Raw genomic sequence first — 23,545 nt, forward strand, 5'->3', positions numbered from 1 at the left:
AGGCGGTCGAGCGATCTGGCGACCGTGCGGTCCCGCAGGCCGAGGTCCCTGCCGATCTGGCGGACGGGCGCCGTCGGACGTCATGGCGAGATGGGCGACGACCAGTGTGTCCCGGCGCAGGCCACTCTCGTGGATGTCGTCGAAGGCCAGCAGCAGGCCGCTCGCGCTGAGGGTGAGGCTGAGGATGAACGCCACGGATGCCGGTGGGGCGGAGAAGGTGTTGGCCAGGCCGAGTGCGGCGATGGCCGGGTCGGGGATTCGGGTGAGGTCGATCGCGTCGAAGGTGCCGGTGAAGACTATGAAGTGCCTGCGGCCCTTGGTGCTGATCGCGGACATGGCGTTGACCGAGAAGCGGTTCCCGGTCTGGCGCACGATCGGGGTTCGCCCCTTGGCGCCCCAGGTCCGGCCGGTGACCTGGTCGGAGCGGATGCCGACCTGACCGGCGAACAGCACCTCGGCGCCCTCGGCCTTCGCCTGTGTGCGGATCGCCGGCCAGGTCTCCTCCAGCCAGCCGCGCACCGCCTCGGGATCCTGCTCGACGGCGCGCTTGTCCGGAGGCCGGAACGACAGCCCCCAGCGGTGCAGGTACTTGCCCACCCCCGGCTCGGTCAACCGGACCCGGTACAGCTTCGCGATCAGCGCACCTACCTGGGAACGTGTCCACAACTGCCCCGAAAGTCCCAGGTCACAGGGATGGTGGTCGAGGACGGCCTGCCGGATTGCCGCTTTCTCGGCCTCGGACAGCTCCTGATGCTCTCCGACCCGCCGCCCGCGCGGACGCCCGATCAGCGCCTCTCGCCCGCCGTCCAGCCACTTCGCCCACCAGCCGTCAACCGCCGTCAGCGAGACCTGGAACACCGCCGCCACGTCCTCGCCGTCCCCGGCCTTCCAGCAACGCGGCCACCGCCCGCAGCCGCAACGCTTCCTGTGTCGACGGCGACAAGTGTCGTGTGTCCTCCACCAGTTCGCTCACGCGGTGTTCAACGACCCAGACCCCTACCGTTTCGGATCAATAACACCAGCTCAGACATGCTCCGATGGCAGAAGATTGACTCCCAGTGGGATTCCTTGCCTCGCGGCGCGCATGACGTTACCTCGCTGCTTCGGGCTGTCCGACTTCCTGGCTGGTGAAGCATCCGAGCGAGCCGCCACGATCTCCTGCTTCGCCTCTGCCTCTGAGGTTTCACCACCGGCGATCCACCCTGTTCCAGCGCTTCCGCAAATCGCGGAAAGAAATCCGGACTATGACCGCACAAGCCCCCAGACCCCCGGCGGCGGCAGGCGCCAGGCTGAAACCGCCCTGCAGCGTGGCGGCTTCGCCCGGCCTGCCCACTCGTACAGCAGGTGGACGGCCAGTCGATGACCGTAAAGAAACCGGATGCCCTCGGCGTCCTCCGGTTCCGCGCCCGCTACGCACTCGCCCTTTACGGGCTCGGCCGACCGCACGGCGGGGGAGGCGAAACTGCGGCAAGCCCTTCCAGGGTAGGAGCGTCCCTCGATTCTGAGAGCGAGAATCTCACCCCGTGAGTGCAACCAGTCCAGCATCTTTCGGTAGCCGTCCGGGGCGAAAAGGTCCATCAGTTCCTGAGGTGTGTCCACGTCGACGTTCCACCGAAGATCCGGTCCAGCGCGCGGTCGGGCATCAGCCGGGCCAGCACGCGGCTGCCGGTCGCGTCCCGGCCGATGGTGTACCGAGTCTTGGGCCGTCGGCTGACCAGTGCGCGGAAAACCACGCGCGCCACGTCGTCGGGGGTGGTGTGGCTGCTGCGGGCCGAGGTCTCGTTGTCGGCCATGAACTGCAGGAACGGCTGCCGGTACAGCTCCTGGACCGGCGCCGGGGCGCTCTCCAGCGTCCGGTTGCCCTCCTCCGACATCTTGCCCCAGAGCGGAGTCAGGACAGCGCCCGGCTGGATCACCACGACCGGAACCCGCTGCGGGGCGAGTTCCCGGCGCAGCGTGTCGCTGAGTGCCTCTTTGGCGAACTGGGAGGCGGCATAGGCACCGAGGTAGGGAAGGGCGACGTTCCCAAGGCCCGAGGAAACGTTGACGATGCGCCCTGCGCCGACTCGTAGCAGCGGCAGGAATCCCTGAATCACCTGCAGCTGACCGATCACGTTGATGTCGAGCTGTCGGCGCATCAGCTCCGCCGGAAGGCATTCCAGTGGAGCCGTGACCGCGATGCCGGCGTTGTTGACCAGCCCCCACAGCCCGGCCTCGCCGGTCAGCTCGGCCACCTCGTGCACGGCCGCCTGGACCGACTTCTCGCCTGTCACGTCGATGATCACCGGGGTCAGCCGTCCGGCGGCGGCCGCCCGCAGTCGCTCTCCATCCTCGGGCCGGCGGACTCCGGCGACGGTGTGGAAGCCCACCCGGGACAGGTGGAGCGCGCAGGCTTCCCCGAGGCCGGAGGAGGCTCCGGTGATCAGTACGGCTCGGCCTGCGGGTGGCATCGGCCCCAGTGCTCTCGACACTCGATCACTCCAGTTCAGGACTTGGGGCGGACAGGCACGCCTTCCGATTCATCCGCCTATAGCCGATAATTGGCCGCCTTCACAGTAGAGGGTGTCGCCGAAGAGGTTCGGGATGAACTCGCGTGGGAGATTCGCCGACTCCCGAAGGGTGCACTCCACAAGCTGTGAGAGTACGTCTGATGGGGTGAAACGCGAGTCGGGCGCACCTCGGCAAGTTGCACCCCGTGATCGGTCAAGTAACTGTTGTTCATAACATGCTCCACTTCGCCTCCAAAGGAGGACACATGACCGCTGCGGTGCAGGACATCATCACGACAAAGCTGGAACGCACGTTCGACACGATGGATGCCAATCACGACGGCTTCCTGGACTGGACGGACTACCAGAAGCTCGCCGACCGCTACATCCAGGCGTACAAGCTCGACAAGAACGACCGCCGGGCCAGGGCACTCCAGACCTTCTGCCAGATCTACTGGCTGGAACTGCTGCGTCACGCGGGCGTGGACGGCGACCGGCTCACGAAGGACCAGTTCGTCATGGCCAACCGTCTCGCGGTCGTCGACACCAGCCGCCTCAACGTCACCGAAGGCGGCGGCCACGCGATCTTCGATGTCATCGACGTCAACGGCGACAACGAGATCAGCAAGGACGAGTTCGCCCGCTTCCTGCGAGACGTGTGGAAGAGTGACGCCCCCGACGCGATGGACATGTTCGTCAAGCTGGACACCGACGGCGACGGTGCGATCTCGCGCCAGGAGTTTATCCGCGCGGTGCGCGAGCACTTCCTCTCGAACGACCCGGACGCGCCGGGCAGCCTGTTCTTCGGGCACGTCTGAGAGGCTGTTCGATACCGATTCAGGCTGCCGCAGAGAGGTTCGGGTGGAGGTATTGCCCAATTCTGTCCGGATTGGCGGTCAGGCGACTTGCCATGGAATTCACCATGGCTCACTGGATCATCGAGCGTGACCGATCCGGCAGTTCCTCGTAGATCAAAGCCGGGCAGTTGGGGGACCCCTATCGCACGCCCTCTGAGCGGACCCGCACGAGCTGCACTGCAACCGCATTCCCGGCATACGCTCTGCCCGATCGGCAGTGGCCTTCCGAGTGCGGTTGCAGTGCGGTTGAGGCGGTGAACACGCGCTTAATCCATCCTGTCCGCAACCCAGGCAAGCGGTTCGACGAACCACGAAAGGCCACCTCATGCTGAGGCAACACGAACACACGTCCCGCGAAGTGGGGAACTTCTACAACCGTTTCACGGATGTGTACGACCGTGCGCTGGGCGGCAACCTCCACGTCGGCTACTGGGACGACGAAGCGGACGGCACCCCGATGCAGGCGGCCACCGACCGGCTGACGGACCTCGTCACCGAGCGTCTCGCCCCGACCGACGGGCAGCACCTGTTCGACGTGGGATGCGGTCACGGACGCTCCGCGGCGCGCATCATCGAGCGCCACGCCGTGCGGATCACCGGCATCAGTGTCAGCGCCTACCAGGTCGAGCTGGCCAACAGCCGCCCGCAGCCGCCGGACTTCCCCGGGCGTGCCACGTTCCAACTGGTCGACGCCGTGGAGAATCCCTTTCCGGACGAGTCCTTCGACGGTGCGTACGCCATCGAGTCGCTCATGCACATGAAGGACAAGGAGGCGGCACTCGGTCACATCGCCCGGGTCCTGCGTCCCGGTGGACGGCTGGTCATCGCCGAGCATCATCTGGAAGGCGAACTCGACATCCCCGATGCCGCCCGCATGGCGGACGCGTACGCGTTCTTCAAGTTCTCGCTGAGTGACGACAGGTACGAGACGCTGTTGCGGGAGGCGGGGCTGAAGGTGGTGGACCACACTGATGCCACCGAGAACGTCCAGCGCTGCTACGACAGCATGATCCGCGGCTGGCATGACGCCGCGCGGACCTCCGACGGCGAGCGGGCGCGCGAATGGGAGACAGCCGCTGACCTGGGCGGGTGGTTCTTCCTCGATGTCCCGCAGCTCCGTTACGGGTTCACGACCGCCGTCCGTCTCTGAGTCCCGACTAGTGCCGTCGAGGTCGTCAGTCATGTCCGCCGTGCCTTCCCACAGCTGCTGCCCCTACCGTCTGGACGGCAGCGCCACGGACATCCACGGCGAAGGCGCGGCGCTGCGTGCTCTGGGGCCAGCCGCCCGGGTCGAGCTGCCCGGTGGTGTGCTCGCCTGGTCGGTGACCGACCCGGACCTCGTCCGGCGGCTACTGGTCCACCCCCGAGTCTCCAAGGACGCCCACCGGCACTGGCCGGCCTTCGTCAACGGAGATGTCCCCGCCGACTGGCCGCTGCGCATCTGGGTCGACATCCGTACCGTGCAGACCTCGTACGGGGCGGACCACGGTCGGTTGCGCCGGCCGCTGGTTCCCGCGTTCGCCGCCCGCCGGGTACGGGCACTCGCTCCGTGGATCGAGGAGACCGCCGCCGGGCTGCTCGACGGCCTCGGTGCGGCGGCGGCTGCCGCCCTGGACGGGGTCGTGGACCTGCGGACGTACTTCACCGCTCGGCTGCCGTGGCTGACGGTGACCGCGCTGGTCGGCCTGCCGGAGAACATGTACGACGGTTTCCAGGCGGTCAACGACACCGTGTTCACCACGGATCTGACCGCCGAGCGGGCCGCCGCCAACGCCGCTGAGGCGGCGCGGCTCCTCGCGGACCTGCTCAGACTCAAGACCGAGCACCCCGGCGACGACGTCGCCAGCGCTCTGCTCCTCGCCCACCGCGAGGGCGTACTCAGCGAGCGGGAGCTGGCGGACAGCATCTGGATGATGCTCGGCGCCGGCTACGGGACCACGGCGGGCCTGCTGGGACACGCCGTGGTCAACCTGCTCACGCATCCGGCCCAGCTGGATCTGGCCGTGTCGGATCGGGTGGGCTGGGACCAGGTGGTCGAGGAGACCCTGCGGCACCAGGCGCCGGTAGCCAACTTCATGATGCGCTTTCCCACCGAGGACCTGTACGACGAGCCGACCGGGCTCACCTTCGCGCGGGGCGACGCCCTGGTGATCAACTATGCGGCGGCCTGCCGTGACCCCGGGGCGCACGGGGCCGACGCCGACCGGTTCGACATCACCCGCCGGACCGCCCGCGAGCACGTCGCCTTCGGTCACGGTGCCCACTACTGCCTGGGCGCGGAACTCGCCCGGCTCGAAGGGCGCATCGCGCTCCCGGCCCTCTTCTCCCGCTACCCCGGTCTCAAGATCGCCGTCGCACGCGAACGTCTCACTCCGCTGCCCTCCCTCATCTCCAACGGGCACCAGGAGATTCCCGTGCGACTCCAAGGAAACCCCGAATAGGTGGGAATGAACGATCAGACGCCACACCAACTGACGGCATACCAGCTCGACCTGTGGTTCCTCGGGTCCCAGGCTCCGGATTCACCGCAGTTCAACTGCGTCCTCCACGAGCGTCTGCACGGCGAGGTCGACCACGACGAGCTCGCCGCCTGCGTCGGGCGCGTGCTGCGTCGCCATGACACGTTCCGGCTGCGGTTCGACGACAGCGCGGGCGTCCCCGTCCAGCGGGTGGCGCCCGACACCGTCCCGGTCACCGTGGTCGACCTCTCGCGGGAACCCGAACCGAACGCCGCCTGTGCCGAGTGGATGCGACGATCGATGGCGAGGGCCTTACCTCTCACCGGCGGTTCCCTGGTCGAAGCCACTCTCATCCTGGAGCGTGCGGGCGTCACGCACCTGCACGTCAAGACGCATCACATCGTCGCTGACGGCTGGGCCCTCGGCAGGCTGAGCCACGAGATCTTCGAGGAATACGGCCGTGCGCAGGGCGGTGATCCGCACCACGCCGCCCCTGAGACGTCCTCCTACCTGGCCTTCGTGCCAGAGGAAGCCGCCTATCGCGACGGCCCGGACGGCGACCGGGACCGCGCCTTCTACCGGGACTATCTCTCCGGCGTGACACCGGCACTTTTCACGCGTACCAAGCAGAGCAGTTCCCATGAACGCGGCCGCCACTCGTTCGTGATCGACGGCGCCCTGGTCGGCCGGATCCGCGCCGCGGGCTTTTCCCCGTTCGCGTACGTCGCGGCCATGCTCGGTACGTACCTGACGCGGTTGCACCGCAGCGAGGAGGTCGTCCTCGGAGTCCCCTTCCTCAACCGCCCGGACGAGCACCACAAGGACATCGTGGGCCAGTTCGCCAACACCCTGCCGGTGAGGGTCGCGGCGCGCGGCGCGCGGACCGTACGGGAACTGCTCGGCGAGATCCAGGATGCAACCCGCACCCTGCGGCGTCACGAACGGCTCGCGCTCGGCGACATCCTGCGTGCCGGGCCCGCACCGTCCCCGGGACCGCGGCAGCTCTTTGACGTGACGCTCTCCTACATGCACTGGCCCTGGCTGAACCCGGTTCCCGGCGTCGAACGACGGCCGACCCTGATGGCTCCCTCGCACGACCAGGACGCGCTCGGGGTCGTGGTGTGCGCCTTCGACGACACGGCTGACCTTCATGTCGCCCTGGACTATGCCCGCGACGTCTTCGACGAGGACTTCCCCATCGACTCGGTGGCCGGTCACCTCGCCACGCTCCTGGAACACGGTCTGGACCTCGCGGACCGGCCGCTGTCCGACGTACCCATGCTGACGCCCACCGAACACCGGGACCTCACCGCCGGGCGCGCCCACGGCGAGCAGGTGCCCTACGCGGACCGGGCCACCCTGCACGGACTGTTCGAGGCCCAGGCCGCCCGCCGGCCGGAGCGGACCGCGGTCATCGGGGCGTCCGGGGAGACACTGACCTACGCCGAGCTCGACGAGCGTGCCAACCGGGTCGCACGTGCCCTGCGCGCGGAGGGCGTCGGACCGGACGACCGGGTCGCGGTGATGATGGATCGGGGGCCACGGCTGTTGGTCGCGCTGCTCGGCATCCTGAAGTCCGGCGGCGCCTACGTGCCGGCGGACCCCGGTCACCCGGCCGAGCGGGTGAACCAGTTGCTGCGTGACAGCCGTGCCAAGGTGTTGATCGTCGACGACGATGCGCCCGCCGCTCCGGCCGGAAGCACGGCGGTGCGACGCATCGACGGCCTGCTGACCGGTAGCGGCACACCGGTCGAACCGCTCGCCACCTCCCGGCATCTTGCCTACGTCATCTACACCTCCGGTTCGACCGGGCAGCCCAAGGGCGTCATGGTCGAGCATCGCAGCGTGGTCAACCGGCTCGCCTGGATGCAGCGCCGCTATCCGCTCGGGGAGCAGGACGTCCTGCTGCAGAAGACGCCGGTCTCCTTCGACGTCTCGGTGTGGGAGCTGTTCTGGTGGGCCGTCGAGGGCGCGGCCGTGGCCCTGCTGCCGCCCGGCGGTCAGCGGGACCCGCGCGAGGTCCTGTCGGCGATCCGCGAACACCGGGTCACCGCCGTGCACTTCGTGCCCTCGATGCTCGGCCCGTTCCTCGACCTGCTGGAGGAGTCGGCGGTGGCCCGCGAGGGCATCCGGACCCTGCGCTACGTCTTCTGCAGCGGCGAGGTCCTGCCGACCCCACGGGTCGAGCAGTTCAACCGCCTGGTCCGACGTTGCCGTGGCGAGAGCGACACCGGGCAGCCGGTACGGCTCGTGAACCTGTACGGCCCGACCGAGGCCACGGTCGACGTCTCCTTCCACGACTGCCCGGCCGAACCCGCCCACCGCATCACGCGGGTGCCCATCGGCAGGCCGATCGACAACACCAGTCTGTACGTGCTGGGCGCCGACGACCTGCTGCAGCCCGTCGGGGTCGCCGGTGAGCTGTGCATCGGCGGGCCCGGCGTCGCCCGGGGATACCTCGACCGCCCCGAACTGACCGCCGCGAAGTTCGGCGACGACCCGTTCGTGCCGGACGGCCGCATCTACCGCAGCGGGGACCTGGCCCGGTGGCTGGCGGACGGCACCCTGGAGTACCTGGGACGAATCGACAACCAGGTCAAGATCCGGGGCCACCGCGTTGAGCCGGATGAGGTGGCCGCCGCCCTGCGTGGGGTCCCCGGTGTACGGGAGGCCGTCGTGGTCGGCCGTACCACCTCCGACCGGGGCACCGTGTTGGCTGGCTACTACGTCGCCGACGTCGCGATCGAGACGGCCCTGCTGCGCGAGAGGCTCGGGCTGGCGCTGCCCGGGTTCATGGTCCCGGCGTCCTTCACCCGGATCGGCCGCATTCCGTTGACCCTCAACGGCAAGGCCGACCATGACGCGCTCCCTGCGCCGTCAGGCGCCCCGCAGATTACCACCGATGGACGGCCGCGCAACCGTGTCGAGGCCGTGCTCACAGATGTCTGGGCCCGCGTCCTCGGGCACGAGACGGTCGGCGTCCACGACGATTACTTCGCTCTCGGCGGCGACTCGATCACCATGCTCAGGGTGCGTGCCGAGGCGGAGGCCCGGGGCCTGCGCTTCTCGCTCACCGACGTTCTGCTGAACCCGACGGTCGCCGGCCTCGCCGAGCGCACGGCGCACTGCGAGCCGGGCGAGACGGAAGCCGTTCCGGCGCCGTTCGCCCTGGTGGCCGACGTCGACCGGGTCCGGATCCAGGACGCGGAGGACGCCTACCCGCTGACCCGGCTCCAGCTCGGCATGCTCTACCACGGCCGCAGGCACGAAACCTCGGCCAGGTATCGGGACGTCTTCCGGTACACCCTGGAGATGCCGTGGAACGAGGAGCGATTTCGTCGCGCCTTCGACCGGCTGACAGCACGGCATCAGGCGCTGCGCTCGTCGTTCGACCTGGCCGGCGCCGAACCGCTGCAGGTCGTCCACCCGCGGGTGCGCGGCGGCCTGGAGATCACGGACCTGCGTCCACTCGACGCCGTGGCGGCCGAGACCGAGGTGTGCGCGCACATCGAGGCACGCCGTCACCACCCCTACGTGTTCGACCGGGCGCCGTTGTACCTGTTCCGCGCCCATGTGCGGTTCGCCGCCGTCGACCTGGTCGTCAGTTTCCACCACGCGCTCCTCGACGGTGGCAGCGTCGCCACCCTGCTCCAGGAACTGCTACAGGACTACGCCCATGGGCTTGGCCTCGACACCGGCCCCGCCGACGGCACCGCACCGCCCTCAGCGGCGGCCCATGTACGGCTGGAGCGGAACGCCCTGCGTTCCGAGGAAACCCAGCGCTACTGGCGGGAGAAGCTGGCCAGCTGCGAGCTCCTACCGATCGAGGCGTTCTCGCCCCACCTGCCCGCCGCCGGCCACCGGCCGGCCGCACGATGCGTCGATCTGCCCGGCGCCCTGGTCGAGCGGGTGCGCCGTTTCGCCGCCGAACACACCCTGCCCGTGAAGTCCGTACTCTTCGCGGCACACGGACTGACGCTGGCAATGCTCGCCGGCACACGGGACGTGACCACCGGTCTGATCATGCACGGTCGGCCCGGGCTGGCTGGGGCGGAGCGTACCGCCGGGCTCTTCCTGAACACCGTGCCGGTGCGCCTGGACACCGCGCAGGACAGCTGGCTGGAGGTGGCCCGCGAGAGCTTCCGTCAGGAACAGGAGAGCCATCCCCACCGTCACTACCCGCTGAGCGCCATCCAGGAGGACCGCGGTGGACCCGTCCTGGACATCGCCTTCAACTATGTTCACTTCCACCAGCTTTCGCATGTCCTCGGCCTGCCCGGACTGCGGCTCAGGGAGTTCCGCAGCTGGGAGGAGAACGACCTGCGGCTTCTCGTGCACGCCGTCACCGAACCGGACGGCACCGGCATGTGGTTGCGGGTCGACTGCGACGGCGCGACGTTCCCGGCCGAGCAGGGGGATCTCTTCGCGGCCAGCTACCTGGACATCCTGCGGTGCATGGTGGAACAGCCACACGCCCGGCCCGACTTCACCTCCCTCGCCGTCCGGCCCGTCCTCGCCACCCCCGCGGAGCACCCCACGGTCCTGACGCGCTTCGCCGAACACGCCACGCGCACCCCGGACGCGACCGCCGTGGTGATGGGCGAGGAACGGTGGAGCTACGCCCGGCTGGCCGAGGCCGCCGAGAACGTGGCCGGACGGCTGGGTGAGCTCGGCGCCCCGGCGAACGCCCGCATCGGGATCGCCATGAACCGATCCCCGCTGACCATGGCCGTGCTCCTGGGTGTCATGCGGGCCGGATGCGCGGTCGTACCGATGGACGTCGGATACCCCGTCTCCAGGCTGGCGATGATGGTGGAGCAGGCCCGGCCCTTCCGCGTCGTGGCCGAGGCCCCGTACGCCCACCTCGCCCAGGACCCGGGGCTGCTGCTGCCCGCCGAGTCGGTGGCCGCGCCCGCGCCGGCCTGCCGGGCCGCGAGGGTGACCGCCGCGAGCACCGCGTACGTCCTGTTCACCTCGGGCTCCACCGGGACCCCCAAGGGCGTCGCCATGCCCCACCGCACGCTGGCCGCCCTGGTGGCCTGGCAGAGCGGGGCGCCCAGCGCGGTCGCTGGTGGCGTGACCCTGCAGTACGCGCCGCTGAGCTTCGACATCTCCTTCCAGGAGATCTTCGCTACGCTCTGCTCCGGCGGCACCCTGTGCCTGGCCGACGACGCCGAGCGGCGCGACATGCCCGCACTGCTGCGCCTGCTCGACCGCGAGCGCGTCGAACAGGTCTTCCTTCCCCCGGTGGCCCTCCAGCAACTGGCCGAAGCCGCTGGCACGCTCGGCATCACCCCGCGGACCCTGCGAGTGATGATCACGTGCGGTGAGCAGCTGCGCGTCACCCCGGAGATCCGAGCGCTGTGCGCCGCGATCCCCGAGGCCGTGCTGGAGAACCAGTACGGCCCGACCGAGACCCACGTGGTGACCGCGTTCACCATGGCCGGAGACCCGGCGGTCTTCCCGGCACTGCCGCCGATCGGTGCCGCCATCGACGGGGCCGAGGTGCACGTCCTGGACGAACAGATGCGCCCGGTGCCGGCCGGCGCGCGGGGCAACATCTACCTGGGCGGCAGCTTCCTGGCCGACGGCTACGAGGGACGCCCGGACCTGACCAAGGAGCGTTTCCTCCCGCATCCCTTCGCGGACGGGTACCGAAGGCTCTACTACACGGGCGACCTCGGCATGATGCTGCCCGGCGGAGACGTCGTCTTCCTCGGACGCGACGACGCTCAGGTCAAGGTACGGGGCTTCCGCGTGGAACCCGCCGAGGTCGAACTGGCCGTCACCGGCCTGGCGAAGCGGTATCCGGGTCTGCGCGATGCCGCAGTGGTGGCCCGCCGGGGGGCGGACGGCGAGACCTTCCTCGCCGCCTTCCTCCTTGGTGAGGGCACGGACGAGGACGTGGCCGACATCCGTGAGCGATTGCGTGCCGCCTTGCCCGACTACATGGTCCCCTCGCACCTGCAGTGGGTCGGTGAGTGGCCGCTGACCCCCAGCGGCAAACGCGACGACGCGGCACTGCGCCGCGCGCCACTGACCGTCCCTGACCGCGCCCCCGACCCGGGGCCCCGCGACGTCTACGAGCGGGCGCTGGCCGAGATGCTGGCGGACGTGCTGCACCTGGACCGAGTGGGGGTGCACGACAGCTTCTTCGACCTCGGCGGCACCTCCCTGGCCGCGATGCGGCTGGTGGTCCGGATCGAACAGCGCTACCGGATGCACATCCCCCTGGCTGAGTTCATCGCGACCCCCACCCCCGCCGGGATCGCGGCACGGCTGCGCGACGGCGGGGCGGTCGCCGCGTTCGACCCCCTGGTGCCGATCCGCCCACAAGGCACCCGCGCGCCGCTGTTCATGGTCCACCCGATGGGCGGCAACGTGCTGTGCTACATCGGCCTCGCCCGGCATCTCCCGGACGACCAGCCGCTGTACGCGCTCCAGGCAGCCGGAGCCGACCCCGGCACCACCCCACTGGACAGCGTGGAGGACCTGGCGGACAGCTACCTCACCGCGCTGCGGACGGTACAGCCGCACGGCCCCTACACCATTGGCGGATGGTCGTTCGGCGGCCTCGTCGCCTTCGAGATCACCCGTCGACTGCGGGCATCGGGCGAGCGGACGACCCTGCTGGTGCTGGACACCACCGCCCTGGAGCAGGGACCGCGCGCCCCGCACGACGAGGAGGCCATGCTGGAGTGGTTCTTCCACGAGCTGCTCTGGCCACGGGACGGCAGCGTGTCAACCCCGCGTCTCATCCCGGACGGACTCGACTCACCGGAGGAGAAGTTCGCCCACATGGCACGCGTCGCCGGCGAGCTGGGAATCCTGCCGGAGGGCAGCTCCGGGGTCGTCATCCGCCGCCTGTTCGACGTATACCGGGCACACTGGCAGGCCACGCTTGCCTACCGGCCGCCGCGCGAGGACCAGGACCTCACGCTGATCCGGGCCACGGAGCCGCTCCCCGTCGTCCTGGCCGCCATGCACGGCGCCGCCCGCACCTGTCATCAGAACCCCCGCAACGGCTGGAGTGCCATGACCGGCGGCCGGATCGACGTCGTCAACGTCCCCGGCGACCACCTGACGATGATGGAGGAACCACACGTGGCAAACCTGGCCGGCACCGTGGCGAAGCTGACCGGCACCGTGGCGGGACCGACCGGCACCGACTCCGCCCGAACCGGCCGGGAGAGCTGACGTCATGCCCTCGGCACGGCCCACGAAGGCCCTTGTCATCGGTGCCGGTATCGGTGGTCTGACGTGCGCGGTCGCACTGCGGCGCGTCGGCATCGAGGCCGAGGTGTACGAGCGTGCCGCCGCGCTCGGCGAAGTCGGCTCCGGTCTGTCGGTCATGAGCAACGCCGTCACCGCGCTCGCCGGTTTCGGCCTCGACCTCGGCCTGGACAGACGCGGCCAGGCCGTGAAGTCGTTCAGGATCATGGACCGGCGGGGCCGCCGGATCAGGGACCTGCCGTTCGGGGAGGCCTGCGACCAGGCGGGCGCACCCAGTTTCTGTCTCAGCCGCGCGGACCTCCAGGAGGCCCTGCTCGCGGAGATCGGGGACTGCCCGGTCCACCTGGGCGCGACCCTCGCCGGCTTCGAGGCCGACGGGACGGGGGTCACCGCCCGCTTCACGGACGGCCGCTCGGCGAGCGGGGACATCCTGATCGGCGCGGACGGCTTCAACTCGGCCGTACGACGCCAACTCGCGGGCCCCGAACAGGCACGGGACAGCGGCTACCTTCTCCGGCTCGCGATCGTCCGCTTCCGACACCCGTGCCTGACCATGGGCGCGGTGCGCCACTACTGGGGCAGCGGACAGCGCTTCGGCCTGATCGACATCGGGCACGGGCGCTGCTACTGGTGGGCGGCCATGAGCACGCCCGACGCGACATGCGCCCCCGACCACGTCAAGGACACCGTGAGACGGGCGTACGAAGACTGGGCCGACGAGGTCGGGGCGGTGATCGAGGCCACCCCGCAGGCCGACATCCTCACCGTGGCCTCGCATGACCGGCCTTTCCTGGAACAGTGGGGCGACGGCCCCGTCACCCTCCTCGGTGATGCCGCCCACCCCATGCTGACCACGCTCGCCCAAGGGGCGGGGACGGCCTTGGAGGACGCCGTCGTACTGGCACGAACGCTGGCCGAGCCGACGACCGACGACGCCCTGGTGCGGGCGCTGCGCGTCTACGAGGAGCGCCGTCGCGACCGCACCAGGGCGATGGTGGCCGAGTCCCGCAGGATGAGCGACCTGACCCAGGGGGCCCGCCGCCGCCGGCGCCTGGTCCGCGACGCCTACTTCCGGCTCGTACCCCGCCGGGTTCTCGTCCGACAGACGGCTCAGGCCCTCACCTTCCCGGGCGAACGGACCATCGAGCCCTCCGGTGTCCAGCGCGAGCTGAGCCCTGTGGAGCGCCTGTACTGGATCGCAGACCGGACCTCACCGCTAAACGTCATCGCCCGCGCCCGCATCCACGGCCCCCTGCCCCCAGCGCTGCACCGCCGCTCTCTGGACATTCTCCAGCTCCGCCACCCCCTGCTGCGGGTCGCGATCACCGACGACGGCACCGGAGCACACCCCGCCTTCGTCCCGCTGGACGGCCCGCAGATCCCGATTCGCCACGTCCACGCGCCACCGGACGACCCCACGACCGGCACCCGCTGGGAGCAGGAGGTCAACGACCGTGAACTCGCGCAGAACATGGACTGGCGCACCGGACCACTGCTGCGCGCCGTGGTGATCACTTCCGGAGGGACGGGCGGCGAGGACGAAGGAGATGTCCACGACCTGCTGCTGACGGCCTCGCACATCATCGCCGACGGCAAGACGTGCCTCTCCCTGCTTCGGGAGTGGATCGAACTCGCCGCACAACTAGACCGCGGCACGCTGCCCAGGTCCACCCCGCGACGGGTACTGCCCGCGACGGACGACCTGCTCCCGGCCCGCCACCGAGGCGCGGCAGGTGTCGCTGGATTTAAAGCGATGATGGGGCGGGAACAGCAGGCGGCCCGGCGCCATCCCGCACAGCGGGTCGTCCCCAGCCGCCAAGTCCCGTTCGGGCAGCGGCGTACCCGGATGGTGCACCGCTGCCTCACCGCCGACCAGCTGGATCTCCTGGTGCGGGCGGCCAAGCGCCACGGCACCACGGTCCACGGGGTTCTGGCCGCCGCGATGGTGACGGCGATCGCCCTCGACGCGGGAACCATGGCGACCGCACACTTCTCGATCGGCTCGCCCGTCGACTTCCGCGGGGATCTCGAACCACCCGTCGCCCACGACGAGGCCGGCACCTATGTGGCCACGGTTCCCTCCCGCGTCCGCTACGAGCCCGGCCGCCCGTTGTGGCCGATGGCCCGGGCGATCACCCAGGACCTGGTACGACGCCGCAACCGCCAGGAGCACCTGGCCACGATCAGCCTGCCACGCTGGGCAGGCCCGAAAACGCTGGCAGACAGCGAGCCGTTCATGCGATTCATGGACGAGAAGGGGCCGATCAACCTATGCCTGTCCAACGTCGGATGCTACGAGTTCCCCGACAGGGTGGGCCCATGGCGGATCGGCGACGCCCAGTTCGTCACAGGTATCTCGGTGATGGGTGCCGTCGTGGCGACGGCGACCACCAGCCATGACCGGCTCGCCTGGAATTTCGGCTACGTCGAGGAACTGATCCCGGAGCTACGCGCACGGCGCATCGCTGACGACTCGGTTCGCACCGTGCTGTCCGCCCTCGCCGAGTGACCACTCCCTTCTTCACCTCTCACCGAAAGGTTCGGCCCCGATGACCGATGCCCCGCCCCAGCCGCTGACTCGGCGCCGTGTCCTTCCCACGGGTGAGAACGGCTCGCTGTGGGCGACACGGCCCTCGTGCGGGATCGTCGCGTTCCGTGGCACCCGTCTACGGCTCACGGTGGAGGACCCCACGGAGGTCCTGTTCCCGACCGACTGCGGGCTGAGTCTGCTCGCCGCCCTCGACGATGACGACGCTCCCGGCCTGAACGGCATCAACGCCCTGGACATCGGCAGCGGTTCCGGGCTCTACAGCGTTGCACTGCTCGCGGCCGGCGCCGAGCGGGTGACCGCCCTGGACATCAACCCCGCCTCGGCCGCCCAGACCGCGGCGAACGTGAGGGCCAACGGTCTCGACGCCGCGCGGCTGACCTGTGTCACGTCGCCGCTGGAGGAGTACACACCGGACGAGCGGTTCGACCTGGTGGTCACCAACCCGCCACACCTGCCGTACGACCCGAGCTATGCAAGAGGGGACGGGCTGGAGACAGCGCTCGTCGCCCACAGGGGCGGCCGCGCAGTGTACGACACCGTGGTCGACCGCATGGACACGCTCCTCGCGCCGGGCGGCACCCTGCTCATGGCACACTCCTCGCTCGCCGACGTCCCCCGGACCGTCACGCAACTCACCGCACGGGGCTATGCGACCGAGACGCTCGCGATCTTCGAGATGGACATCCCGCTCCTGGCGTACGCCGAGCACATGGAGACCATGCTGGCTCTGCTGAAGGAACGGCGGGCAACGGGCCGGGCGGAGTTCGACGGGTCACGTTTCACGGTCCACGCCCTGATGTTCCGGCGCCCCCTGAGTGCCGACGGTCGCTGACTTCCTTCCAACGCTGTCCGACACCACCGTAACGGGCGGGCCCACCGAGATTCTCGGCGGGCCCGTCAGGACCAGCCCAGGCTGTGGGGCCTTGCGCAGAATCTCAAAGGGTGCGGGTCTTCCTGAGTGAGATCGTCTGTCAGGCCACGAGTGCGGAATTGTGCTGGTCAGGGCAAGAGTAGAGTTGTTCGCGTTGCCCAGGGCGTCACCGTACGATCAGCGGTCGGCAATCGTCTGGCTTTAACGACACTGTCCCAGGCAGCAGCCGTCCGCCGAACAGCACCACGCAAGCCCCGGTGGTCAGCAGTCCGCCGGCAAGGAAGGCGCCCCGCACGTCGGAGAGCGGCAGGACCAGCCCTTTTGAGCGCGGCGCCCACCGCGATACCGGCGTTTGTAGTCACCGGAGTTCGCCGCAAGTGCGATGTCCGTGCGGCTGGGCATGCTGGCCGCGGTGTGCCGCAGGTCGTGCAGGCCGATCCTGGGAGGCCGAGTTCGGCGGTGCGCTTGCGGAACTGGTCGAGGACCCACTGGGGTCGCAGTGGTGAGCCGTCCGGTTTGGCGAAGACCAGACCCTCCAAACGCCCTTCGGGGTGGGCGGCCATCTGGATGGCGGCCTGGCGATGGAGGGCGGCCATGACTCTGGGGGAGAGGCTGATCCAGGTCCGGCCGACCTCGGTCTTGGGGCTCGCGGAAGAGGATGCCGTCCAGCACCTGCGGGAGCGCGCGACGCCGTAGCTCGCGCCCACTGGATCGCAGGATTCCGAACCGCGACCCTGACGGCATGTCAGCAAAGTCAGCATTGAGTCAGCATTGGTCCGGTTGTCTTTCCCTCGCCTGTACGATCTGCCTATCGGATCGGCCGATGTAGTCCGCCCAGTTCTACCTCGACTGTCTCTCCCAGGCCTCGTACCTGATCGCCGACGAGCGCACCGGCCGGGCCGTCGTGGTCGACCCGCGCCGTGACGTGGACGAGTACGTCGCCGACGCCGAGGCCCACGGGTTCACCGTCGAGGCGGTCATCAACACCCACTTCCACGCCGACTTCCTGGCCGGCCACCTCGAACTGGCTGACCGCACCGGCGCCTGGATCGGCTACGGGCGCCGCGCGGAGACCGACTACCCCATCCGCAAGCTTGCCGACGGCGGGCGGATCGAACTCGGCGACGTCACCCTGCAGATCATGGAGACCCCCGGCCACACACCCGAGTCGATCAGCATCCTGGTCTTCGAGCAGCCCGACGACACCGTCCCGTACGGCGTCCTGACCGGAGACGCGCTGTTCATCGGCGACGTCGGCCGCCCCGACCTGCTCGCCTCCGCCGGCGTCACCGCCGAGGAACTCGGCGCCATGCTCTACGACAGCGTCCACCGCAAGCTGATGGCCCTGCCCGACGAGACCCTGGTCTTCCCCGCCCACGGCGCCGGCTCCGACTGCGGCAAGAACCTCTCCACCGACCGCCAGTCCACCATCGGCCGCGAGCGCGCCACCCACTACGCCTGCGCCCCGATGGACGAGGCGGCCTTCGTCGCCCTGGTCACCGACGGCCAGCCCACCGCCTCCGGCTACTTCGGCTACGACGCCGACCTCAACCGCCGCGAGCGCGAGCTCTTCGACCCGGCCGCAGTCCGCGCCCTGAGCGGCGCCGACTTCCTGCGCCGCCGGGCCGAGGGCGCCGTGGTGGTGGACGGCCGTGGACCCGGCGGCCTTCGCCGCCGGACACCTCGCGCAGTCGCTGAACATCCCCGCCGACGGCCGCTTTGCCGAGCAGGCCGGCACCGTGCTGGCGCCGCAGAGCGAACTGCTGGTCATCGCCCCCGAGGAGCGCGGCGCGGAACTCGTCACCCGGCTCGCCCGGATCGGCTTCGACAAGGTCGCCCGGCTACCTCGCCGACCCGGAGGGCCTCTTCCCAGCCCACCCCGAGCTGATGCGCCAGGGCGCCCGGCTCACGGTGCACACCCTGCGCGAGGAACTCGCCGGCCCCCGGCCCCCGCTGGTGGTCGACGTCCGCGGCGCCGGCGAGCGCGAGGCCGGCGCCATCCCCGGTTCGCTCCACCTCCCGCTCGCCGAACTCCCCGCCCGCCACGGCGAACTGCCCACCGACCGCCGCGTCGTCCTCCACTGCGCCGGCGGCAGCCGCTCCTCCATCGCCGCCGGCCTGCTGCGCCGCCAAGGCCACCCGGGACCTACGACCCTGATCGGCGGCTACGGCGCCTGGGACGCCGCCCCGGAGCAGTAGCCCCCTGCCCGCCCGGTGCGCGGCCTCGCCGGCGCACCGGGCGGGGGTGTCAGCCCGCGCCGCTGGCACGCCGATCCCGGCCTTCAGCTTCGGGGGCCGGGTACCGCGGAGTAGGGGACGAAGGTGCTGGTGCGTTCGTCGACGGCCAGTGGGCGGCCGATGGCCGGGGCGGAGCGCTGCGGGCACGTGGGGCGTTCGCAGACCTTGCAGCCGAGGCCGATCGGGGTGGCGGCGCTCTCGTCGCCGAGGTCGAGGCCGGCCGAGTACACCAGCCGTCCGGCGTGGCGGATCTCGCAGCCGAGGCCGATGGCGAAGGTCTTGCCGGGGCGGCCCCAGCCGCCGGGGGAGCGGGTGACGGCGCGGGCGGTCCACAGGTAGCGGCGGCCGTCGGGCATGGCGGCGACCTGGACGTGGACCCGTCCCGGTGAGGCGAAGGCGTCGTAGACGTTCCAGAGCGGGCAGGTGCCGCCGGTGCGGGAGAAGTGGAAAGGCGTGGCGGACTGCCGCTTGGAGACGTTGCCGGCCCGGTCGACGCGCACGAAGGAGAACGGGACGCCGCGCAGCCGTGGGCGCTGGAGGGTACTGAGCCGGTGGCAGACGGTCTCGTAGCCGACGCCGAAGTGGTCGGCGAGGTGCTCGATGTCGTAGCGGGCGGCCTCCGCCTGCGCGTGGAAGGCGGTGTACGGCAGGACGAGGGCGGCGGCGAAGTAGTTCGCCAGGCCGATCCGGGTGAGCGAGAACGCGGTGGAGCCTTCCGGGCTTTCCTGGACGGCGAGTTCGGACAGCAGGGAGTCGTGTTCCAGGTAGGCGAGCTGGGTGGCCATCCGGAAGGCCTGCTGGCCGGGGCGCAGCCGATCCGACAGGTGCAGGGTCCGGGTCTGCTCGTCGTACCGGTGCAGTTGTCCGTTTCCGGTGGCGATCCGGACCTGGTGCGTGGTGGCGAGCCGTTCACTCAGCGCCTCCCTGACCCCGCCGCGCCTCAGCTTGATGGAATCCGCCAACTCCTCTGCGGCCGTGTCGAGTTCGTGGAGGTAGTTGCGGCGGCTGTAGAAGAACTCCCGGACCTGTTCGTGCGGAGTGCGGGCGTTGGCCTCGGGGCCACGGTCCCCGGCGAGGACGGCAAGTCGTTCGGCCGCGTCGCGGCGGCCGCGGGCGAGATCCGTCAGCAGCCGTGCCACGGCAGGCAGTCGGGCAGCCAGCTCGTCGAGGTCGCCTGCGGTGACTTGTCCGACGGTGATCTCCTCGCCGAGCGTGTCCCGTAGTTCGGCGCTGAGCCGGGCGCTGTCCGGCGGGGCGAAGTAGCCGGCCTCCACCCCGAAGGCCTCGGTGAGCCGAAGCAGCACGGGCACGGTCAGCGGCCGGGCGTCGTGCTCCAGCTGGTTGACGTAGCTGGGCGAGAGGTCGATCAGCCGGGCGAGGGCGGCCTGGCTGAGGCCGCGCTCCTCGCGCAGGCGGCGCAGCCGGGCACCGGCGAAGGCCTTTCCCATGTCGCTCCCTCCACTGCGCCCGCCCTGGGCGGATGCGGTGGAGGCAGCTTAGCCGTCGGGGTCGGGGCCGGATCGTCGCAACCTTCGCAGATTTGCTGATGATCGTTCGCAGAAGTTGGCATTGGTCCACCGGTGACGGCGGCCGGACAAGCTGCCAGAGTCGGTGGTGCGGCCGGGAGGTGCGCAGGACAACAGTGAAACACCAGGTCGGTCGCGGTCTGGTGGGTTGTCCGGGCGTCCACGTCCCGCGGTGTACCACCGCAGCCCGGCACCGTCCGGCCGCCCACTCGCCCGAGCGGTGAAGTGCCTCACACCCTTCGCAACGAGCATCCCCGGGAGCAGACCATGACGATGTCGGTTCGGCAGCAGCAGGAGCAGCGCGCGGCGGCGCTCGCCGCCCGGTGGGCCTCCGACCCGCGCTGGGCGGGCATCGAGCGCACCTACACGGCGGCCGAGGTGGTGCGCCTGTCGGGCACCGTGCGCGAGGAGCACACGCTGGCCCGGCGCGGTGCCGAGCGGCTGTGGACCCAGTTGCACGAGCAGGACTACGTCCACGCGCTCGGCGCGCTGACCGGCGGCCAGGCCGTGCAGATGGTGAAGGCCGGGCTCCAGGCGATCTACCTCTCGGGCTGGCAGGTCGCGGCCGACGCCAACCAGGCCGGGCAGACCTACCCCGACCAGAGCCTCTACCCCGCCAACTCCGTGCCGCAGGTGGTGCGCCGGATCAACAACGCGCTGCTGCGCGCCGACGGGATCGACGCGGCGGAGGGCAACGACGGCCCGGACTGGCTGGTGCCGATCGTCGCCGACGCCGAGGCCGGCTTCGGCGGCCCGCTGAACGCCTTCGAGCTCACCAAGGGCATGATCGCGGCCGGCGCGGCGGGCATCCACTACGAGGACCAGCTCGCCTCCGAGAAGAAGTGCGGCCACCTCGGCGGCAAGGTGCTCGTGCCCACCGCCCAGCACGTCCGCACCCTCAACTCGGCCCGCCTGGCGGCCGACATCGCCGACGTGCCCACCCTGATCGTGGCCCGCACCGACGCGCTCGCCGCCAACCTGCTGACCACCGACGTGGACGAGCGCGACGCCCGCTTCTGCACCGGCGAGCGCACCGCCGAGGGCTTCTACCGGGTCGAGCCCGGCATGGCCCCGGTGATCTCGCGCGGCCTCGCCTTCGCCCCGTACGCCGACCTGCTCTGGGTGGAGACCGGCACCCCGGACCTCGCCCAGGCCCGTGAGTTCGCGGAGGCGATCAAGGTCGAGCACCCGGACAAGATGCTCGCCTACAACTGCTCGCCGTCCTTCAACTGGAAGGCCGCCCTGGACGACGACCAGATCGCCAAGTTCCAGCGCGAGTTGGGCGCCATGGGCTATCGCTTCCAGTTCATCACGCTGGCCGGATTCCACGCGCTCAACCACTCGATGTTCCAGCTCGCCCGCGGCTACGCCGAGCACGGCATGACGGCCTACGTCGACCTCCAGGAGGCCGAGTTCGCCGCGGTGCCGGACGGCTACACCGCCGTGAAGCACCAGCGCGAGGTCGGCACCGGGTACTTCGACCTCGTCTCCACCGCGCTCAACCCGAACGCCGAGACGCTGGCGCTCACCGGCTCCACCGAGGCCGAGCAGTTCCACTGAGCGACCCGGGGAGACCTGAACCGCTACCGAGCCACCCTGGCGGCCTCGTTGGGGACGAGCCGCCGTCCACCCCGCCGCCCTGGGCCTCGTTGAGGGACGAGGCCCAGGGCGCCTTCCGCCCGCCCCATGGAGAGCCGGATGAGCCAGCCCAGCCGCATCGAGATCCTCGGCGCACACGAGGACCGCTTCGACGAGATCCTCACCCCCGAGGCGCTCGCCTTCCTCACCCGTCTGCACGACCGGTTCGCGGACCGCCGCACCGAGCTGCTCGCCGAACGCGGCCGTCGTGCCTCCGCGCTGGCCGCCGGCGGCACGCTGGACTTCCTCCCGGAGACCCGCACCATCCGCGAGGACCCCACCTGGCGGGTGGCCGGTGCCGGTCCCGGCCTGCACGACCGTCGGGTGGAGATCACCGGCCCGCCCGAGCGCCGGATGACCGTCAACGCCCTGAACTCCGGCGCGAAGGTCTGGCTGGCGGACTTCGAGGACGCCACCGCCCCGACCTGGCACAACCTCGTCACCGGGCAGCTCAACCTGGTCGACGCGATCGAGCGGCAGATCGACGACACCACCCCGGAGGGCAAGCGGTACTACATCGGGAACGACCCGGCCACCATCGTCGTCCGCCCCCGCGGCTGGCACCTGGACGAACGGCACCTGCTGATCGACGGCCGTCCCACCGTCGGAGCCCTGGTCGACTTCGGCCTCTACCTCTTCCACTGCGGCCGACCACAGATCGCGGCCGGCTCAGGCCCGTACTTCTACCTGCCCAAGCTGGAGAACCACCTCGAAGCCCGGCTCTGGAACGAGGTCTTCACGTTCGCCCAGGCCGACCTCGGTATCCAGCACGGCACGATCCGTGCCACCGTCCTGATCGAGACCATCACCGCCGCCTTCGAGATGGACGAGATCCTGTACGAGCTGCGCGAGCACGCCGCCGGCCTCAACGCGGGCCGCTGGGACTACCTGTTCAGCCTGATCAAGAACTTCGCCCAGCACGGCCCCCGGTACGTCCTGCCCGACCGGGCCTCCCTGACCATGACCCAGCCGTTCCTGCGCGCCTACACCGATCTGCTGGTGCGCACCTGCCACCGGCGCGGCGCCCACGCCATCGGGGGCATGGCCGCCGCGATCCCGCAGCGTGACCCGGAGGCCAACGCCGTCGCGTCGACCAAGGTCCGCGCCGACAAGGAGCGGGAGGCCGGTGACGGCTTCGACGGCTCCTGGGTCGCCCACCCCGGCCTGGTGGCCACCTGCCGCACCGCCTTCGACTCCGTCCTCGGAGAGCACCCGAACCAGCTCGACCGCACCCGCGAGGACGTCGAGGTCACCGCCGCCGACCTGCTGGGCGTCCAGCGGCTCTCGACCGGCCTGCCCACCGAGCAGGGCGTGCGCGCCAACGTCGCGGTCGCCCTGCGCTACCTGACGGCCTGGCTGGGCGGTGCCGGCGCGGTCGCCGTCTTCGGGCTGATGGAGGACGTCGCCACCGCCGAGATCGCCCGCTGCCAGCTCTGGCAGTGGCAGCACCACTGCACCCGCCTCACCGGTGGCTCGCTCGCCACCCCCGACCTGGTGCGCCGGCACATCGACCGGGAACGCGCCACGCTGCTCGCCGAGGGCGCCGACCCGGCGCTGGTGGACGACGCGGTGCGCGTCCTGGAGGACACCGCCCTCGGCGCCGACCTGCCCGCATTCCTCACCACCGAGGCCTACGCCCGCCACCTGGTGCGCACCACCGCCCCGGCAGCCTGACCCACCCCC

Annotated in this window: 10 protein-coding genes and 2 pseudogenes; 9 read left to right on the forward strand and 3 right to left on the reverse strand. The window is 70.4% G+C overall.

Annotated features, from left to right (window positions below; all coding sequences use genetic code 11):
* Positions 1-258 precede the first annotated feature (258 nt).
* Together ACGF0D_RS19865 and ACGF0D_RS19870 are read right to left on the reverse strand one after the other, a co-directional pair.
* Positions 259-913, reverse strand: a pseudogene (locus ACGF0D_RS19865) (IS630 family transposase); the annotation flags it as partial.
* Between the two features lie 664 nt (positions 914-1,577).
* Positions 1,578-2,450, reverse strand: coding sequence for an SDR family oxidoreductase (locus ACGF0D_RS19870; protein WP_392918051.1), 873 nt, complete (start codon positions 2,448-2,450; stop codon positions 1,578-1,580).
* A gap of 305 nt (positions 2,451-2,755) precedes the next feature.
* On the opposite strand from ACGF0D_RS19870, the gene ACGF0D_RS19875 reads away from it, so the two are divergent.
* The 7 genes and pseudogenes from ACGF0D_RS19875 to ACGF0D_RS19905 all read left to right on the forward strand — a co-directional run bounded on the left by ACGF0D_RS19875 (position 2,756) and on the right by ACGF0D_RS19905 (position 18,659).
* Complete coding sequence (locus ACGF0D_RS19875; RefSeq protein WP_392917954.1) at positions 2,756-3,307, forward strand: EF-hand domain-containing protein; 552 nt, start codon at positions 2,756-2,758, stop codon at positions 3,305-3,307.
* Between the two features lie 427 nt (positions 3,308-3,734).
* Positions 3,735-4,496, forward strand: coding sequence for a methyltransferase domain-containing protein (locus tag ACGF0D_RS19880; RefSeq protein ID WP_392917957.1), 762 nt, complete (start codon positions 3,735-3,737; stop codon positions 4,494-4,496).
* Between the two features lie 31 nt (positions 4,497-4,527).
* Complete coding sequence (locus tag ACGF0D_RS19885; RefSeq protein ID WP_392917960.1) at positions 4,528-5,787, forward strand: cytochrome P450; 1,260 nt, start codon at positions 4,528-4,530, stop codon at positions 5,785-5,787.
* A gap of 6 nt (positions 5,788-5,793) precedes the next feature.
* Positions 5,794-13,002 (forward strand): amino acid adenylation domain-containing protein, encoded by a 7,209-nt coding sequence (locus ACGF0D_RS19890; RefSeq protein ID WP_392917962.1) that lies wholly within the window; start codon positions 5,794-5,796, stop codon positions 13,000-13,002.
* A 4-nt stretch (positions 13,003-13,006) separates the two neighbouring features.
* A complete protein-coding gene (locus tag ACGF0D_RS19895; protein WP_392917964.1) occupies positions 13,007-15,547 on the forward strand; it encodes an FAD-dependent monooxygenase in 2,541 nt (846 codons plus the stop codon).
* A 169-nt stretch (positions 15,548-15,716) separates the two neighbouring features.
* Positions 15,717-16,421 (forward strand): methyltransferase, encoded by a 705-nt coding sequence (locus tag ACGF0D_RS19900; protein ID WP_392917966.1) that lies wholly within the window; start codon positions 15,717-15,719, stop codon positions 16,419-16,421.
* 910 nt (positions 16,422-17,331) lie between these two features.
* Positions 17,332-18,659: pseudogene (locus ACGF0D_RS19905) on the forward strand (rhodanese-like domain-containing protein).
* 83 nt (positions 18,660-18,742) lie between these two features.
* Here ACGF0D_RS19905 and ACGF0D_RS19910 read toward each other — a convergent pair.
* Positions 18,743-20,146 (reverse strand): short-chain fatty acyl-CoA regulator family protein, encoded by a 1,404-nt coding sequence (locus tag ACGF0D_RS19910; protein ID WP_392917968.1) that lies wholly within the window; start codon positions 20,144-20,146, stop codon positions 18,743-18,745.
* Positions 20,147-20,497: 351 nt separating this feature from the next.
* On the opposite strand from ACGF0D_RS19910, the gene aceA reads away from it, so the two are divergent.
* The gene (gene aceA / locus ACGF0D_RS19915) at positions 20,498-21,784 is read left to right on the forward strand and encodes an isocitrate lyase (RefSeq protein ID WP_392918054.1); all 1,287 of its coding nucleotides are present in this window, start codon (positions 20,498-20,500) and stop codon (positions 21,782-21,784) included.
* A 138-nt stretch (positions 21,785-21,922) separates the two neighbouring features.
* Positions 21,923-23,536, forward strand: a complete 1,614-nt coding sequence (gene aceB / locus ACGF0D_RS19920) for a malate synthase A (protein ID WP_392917970.1) — start codon at positions 21,923-21,925, stop codon at positions 23,534-23,536.
* The last annotated feature ends 9 nt before the right edge of the window (positions 23,537-23,545 follow it).

The organism is Kitasatospora sp. NPDC048298 (assembly GCF_043201465.1).
Classification (GTDB): domain Bacteria; phylum Actinomycetota; class Actinomycetes; order Streptomycetales; family Streptomycetaceae; genus Kitasatospora.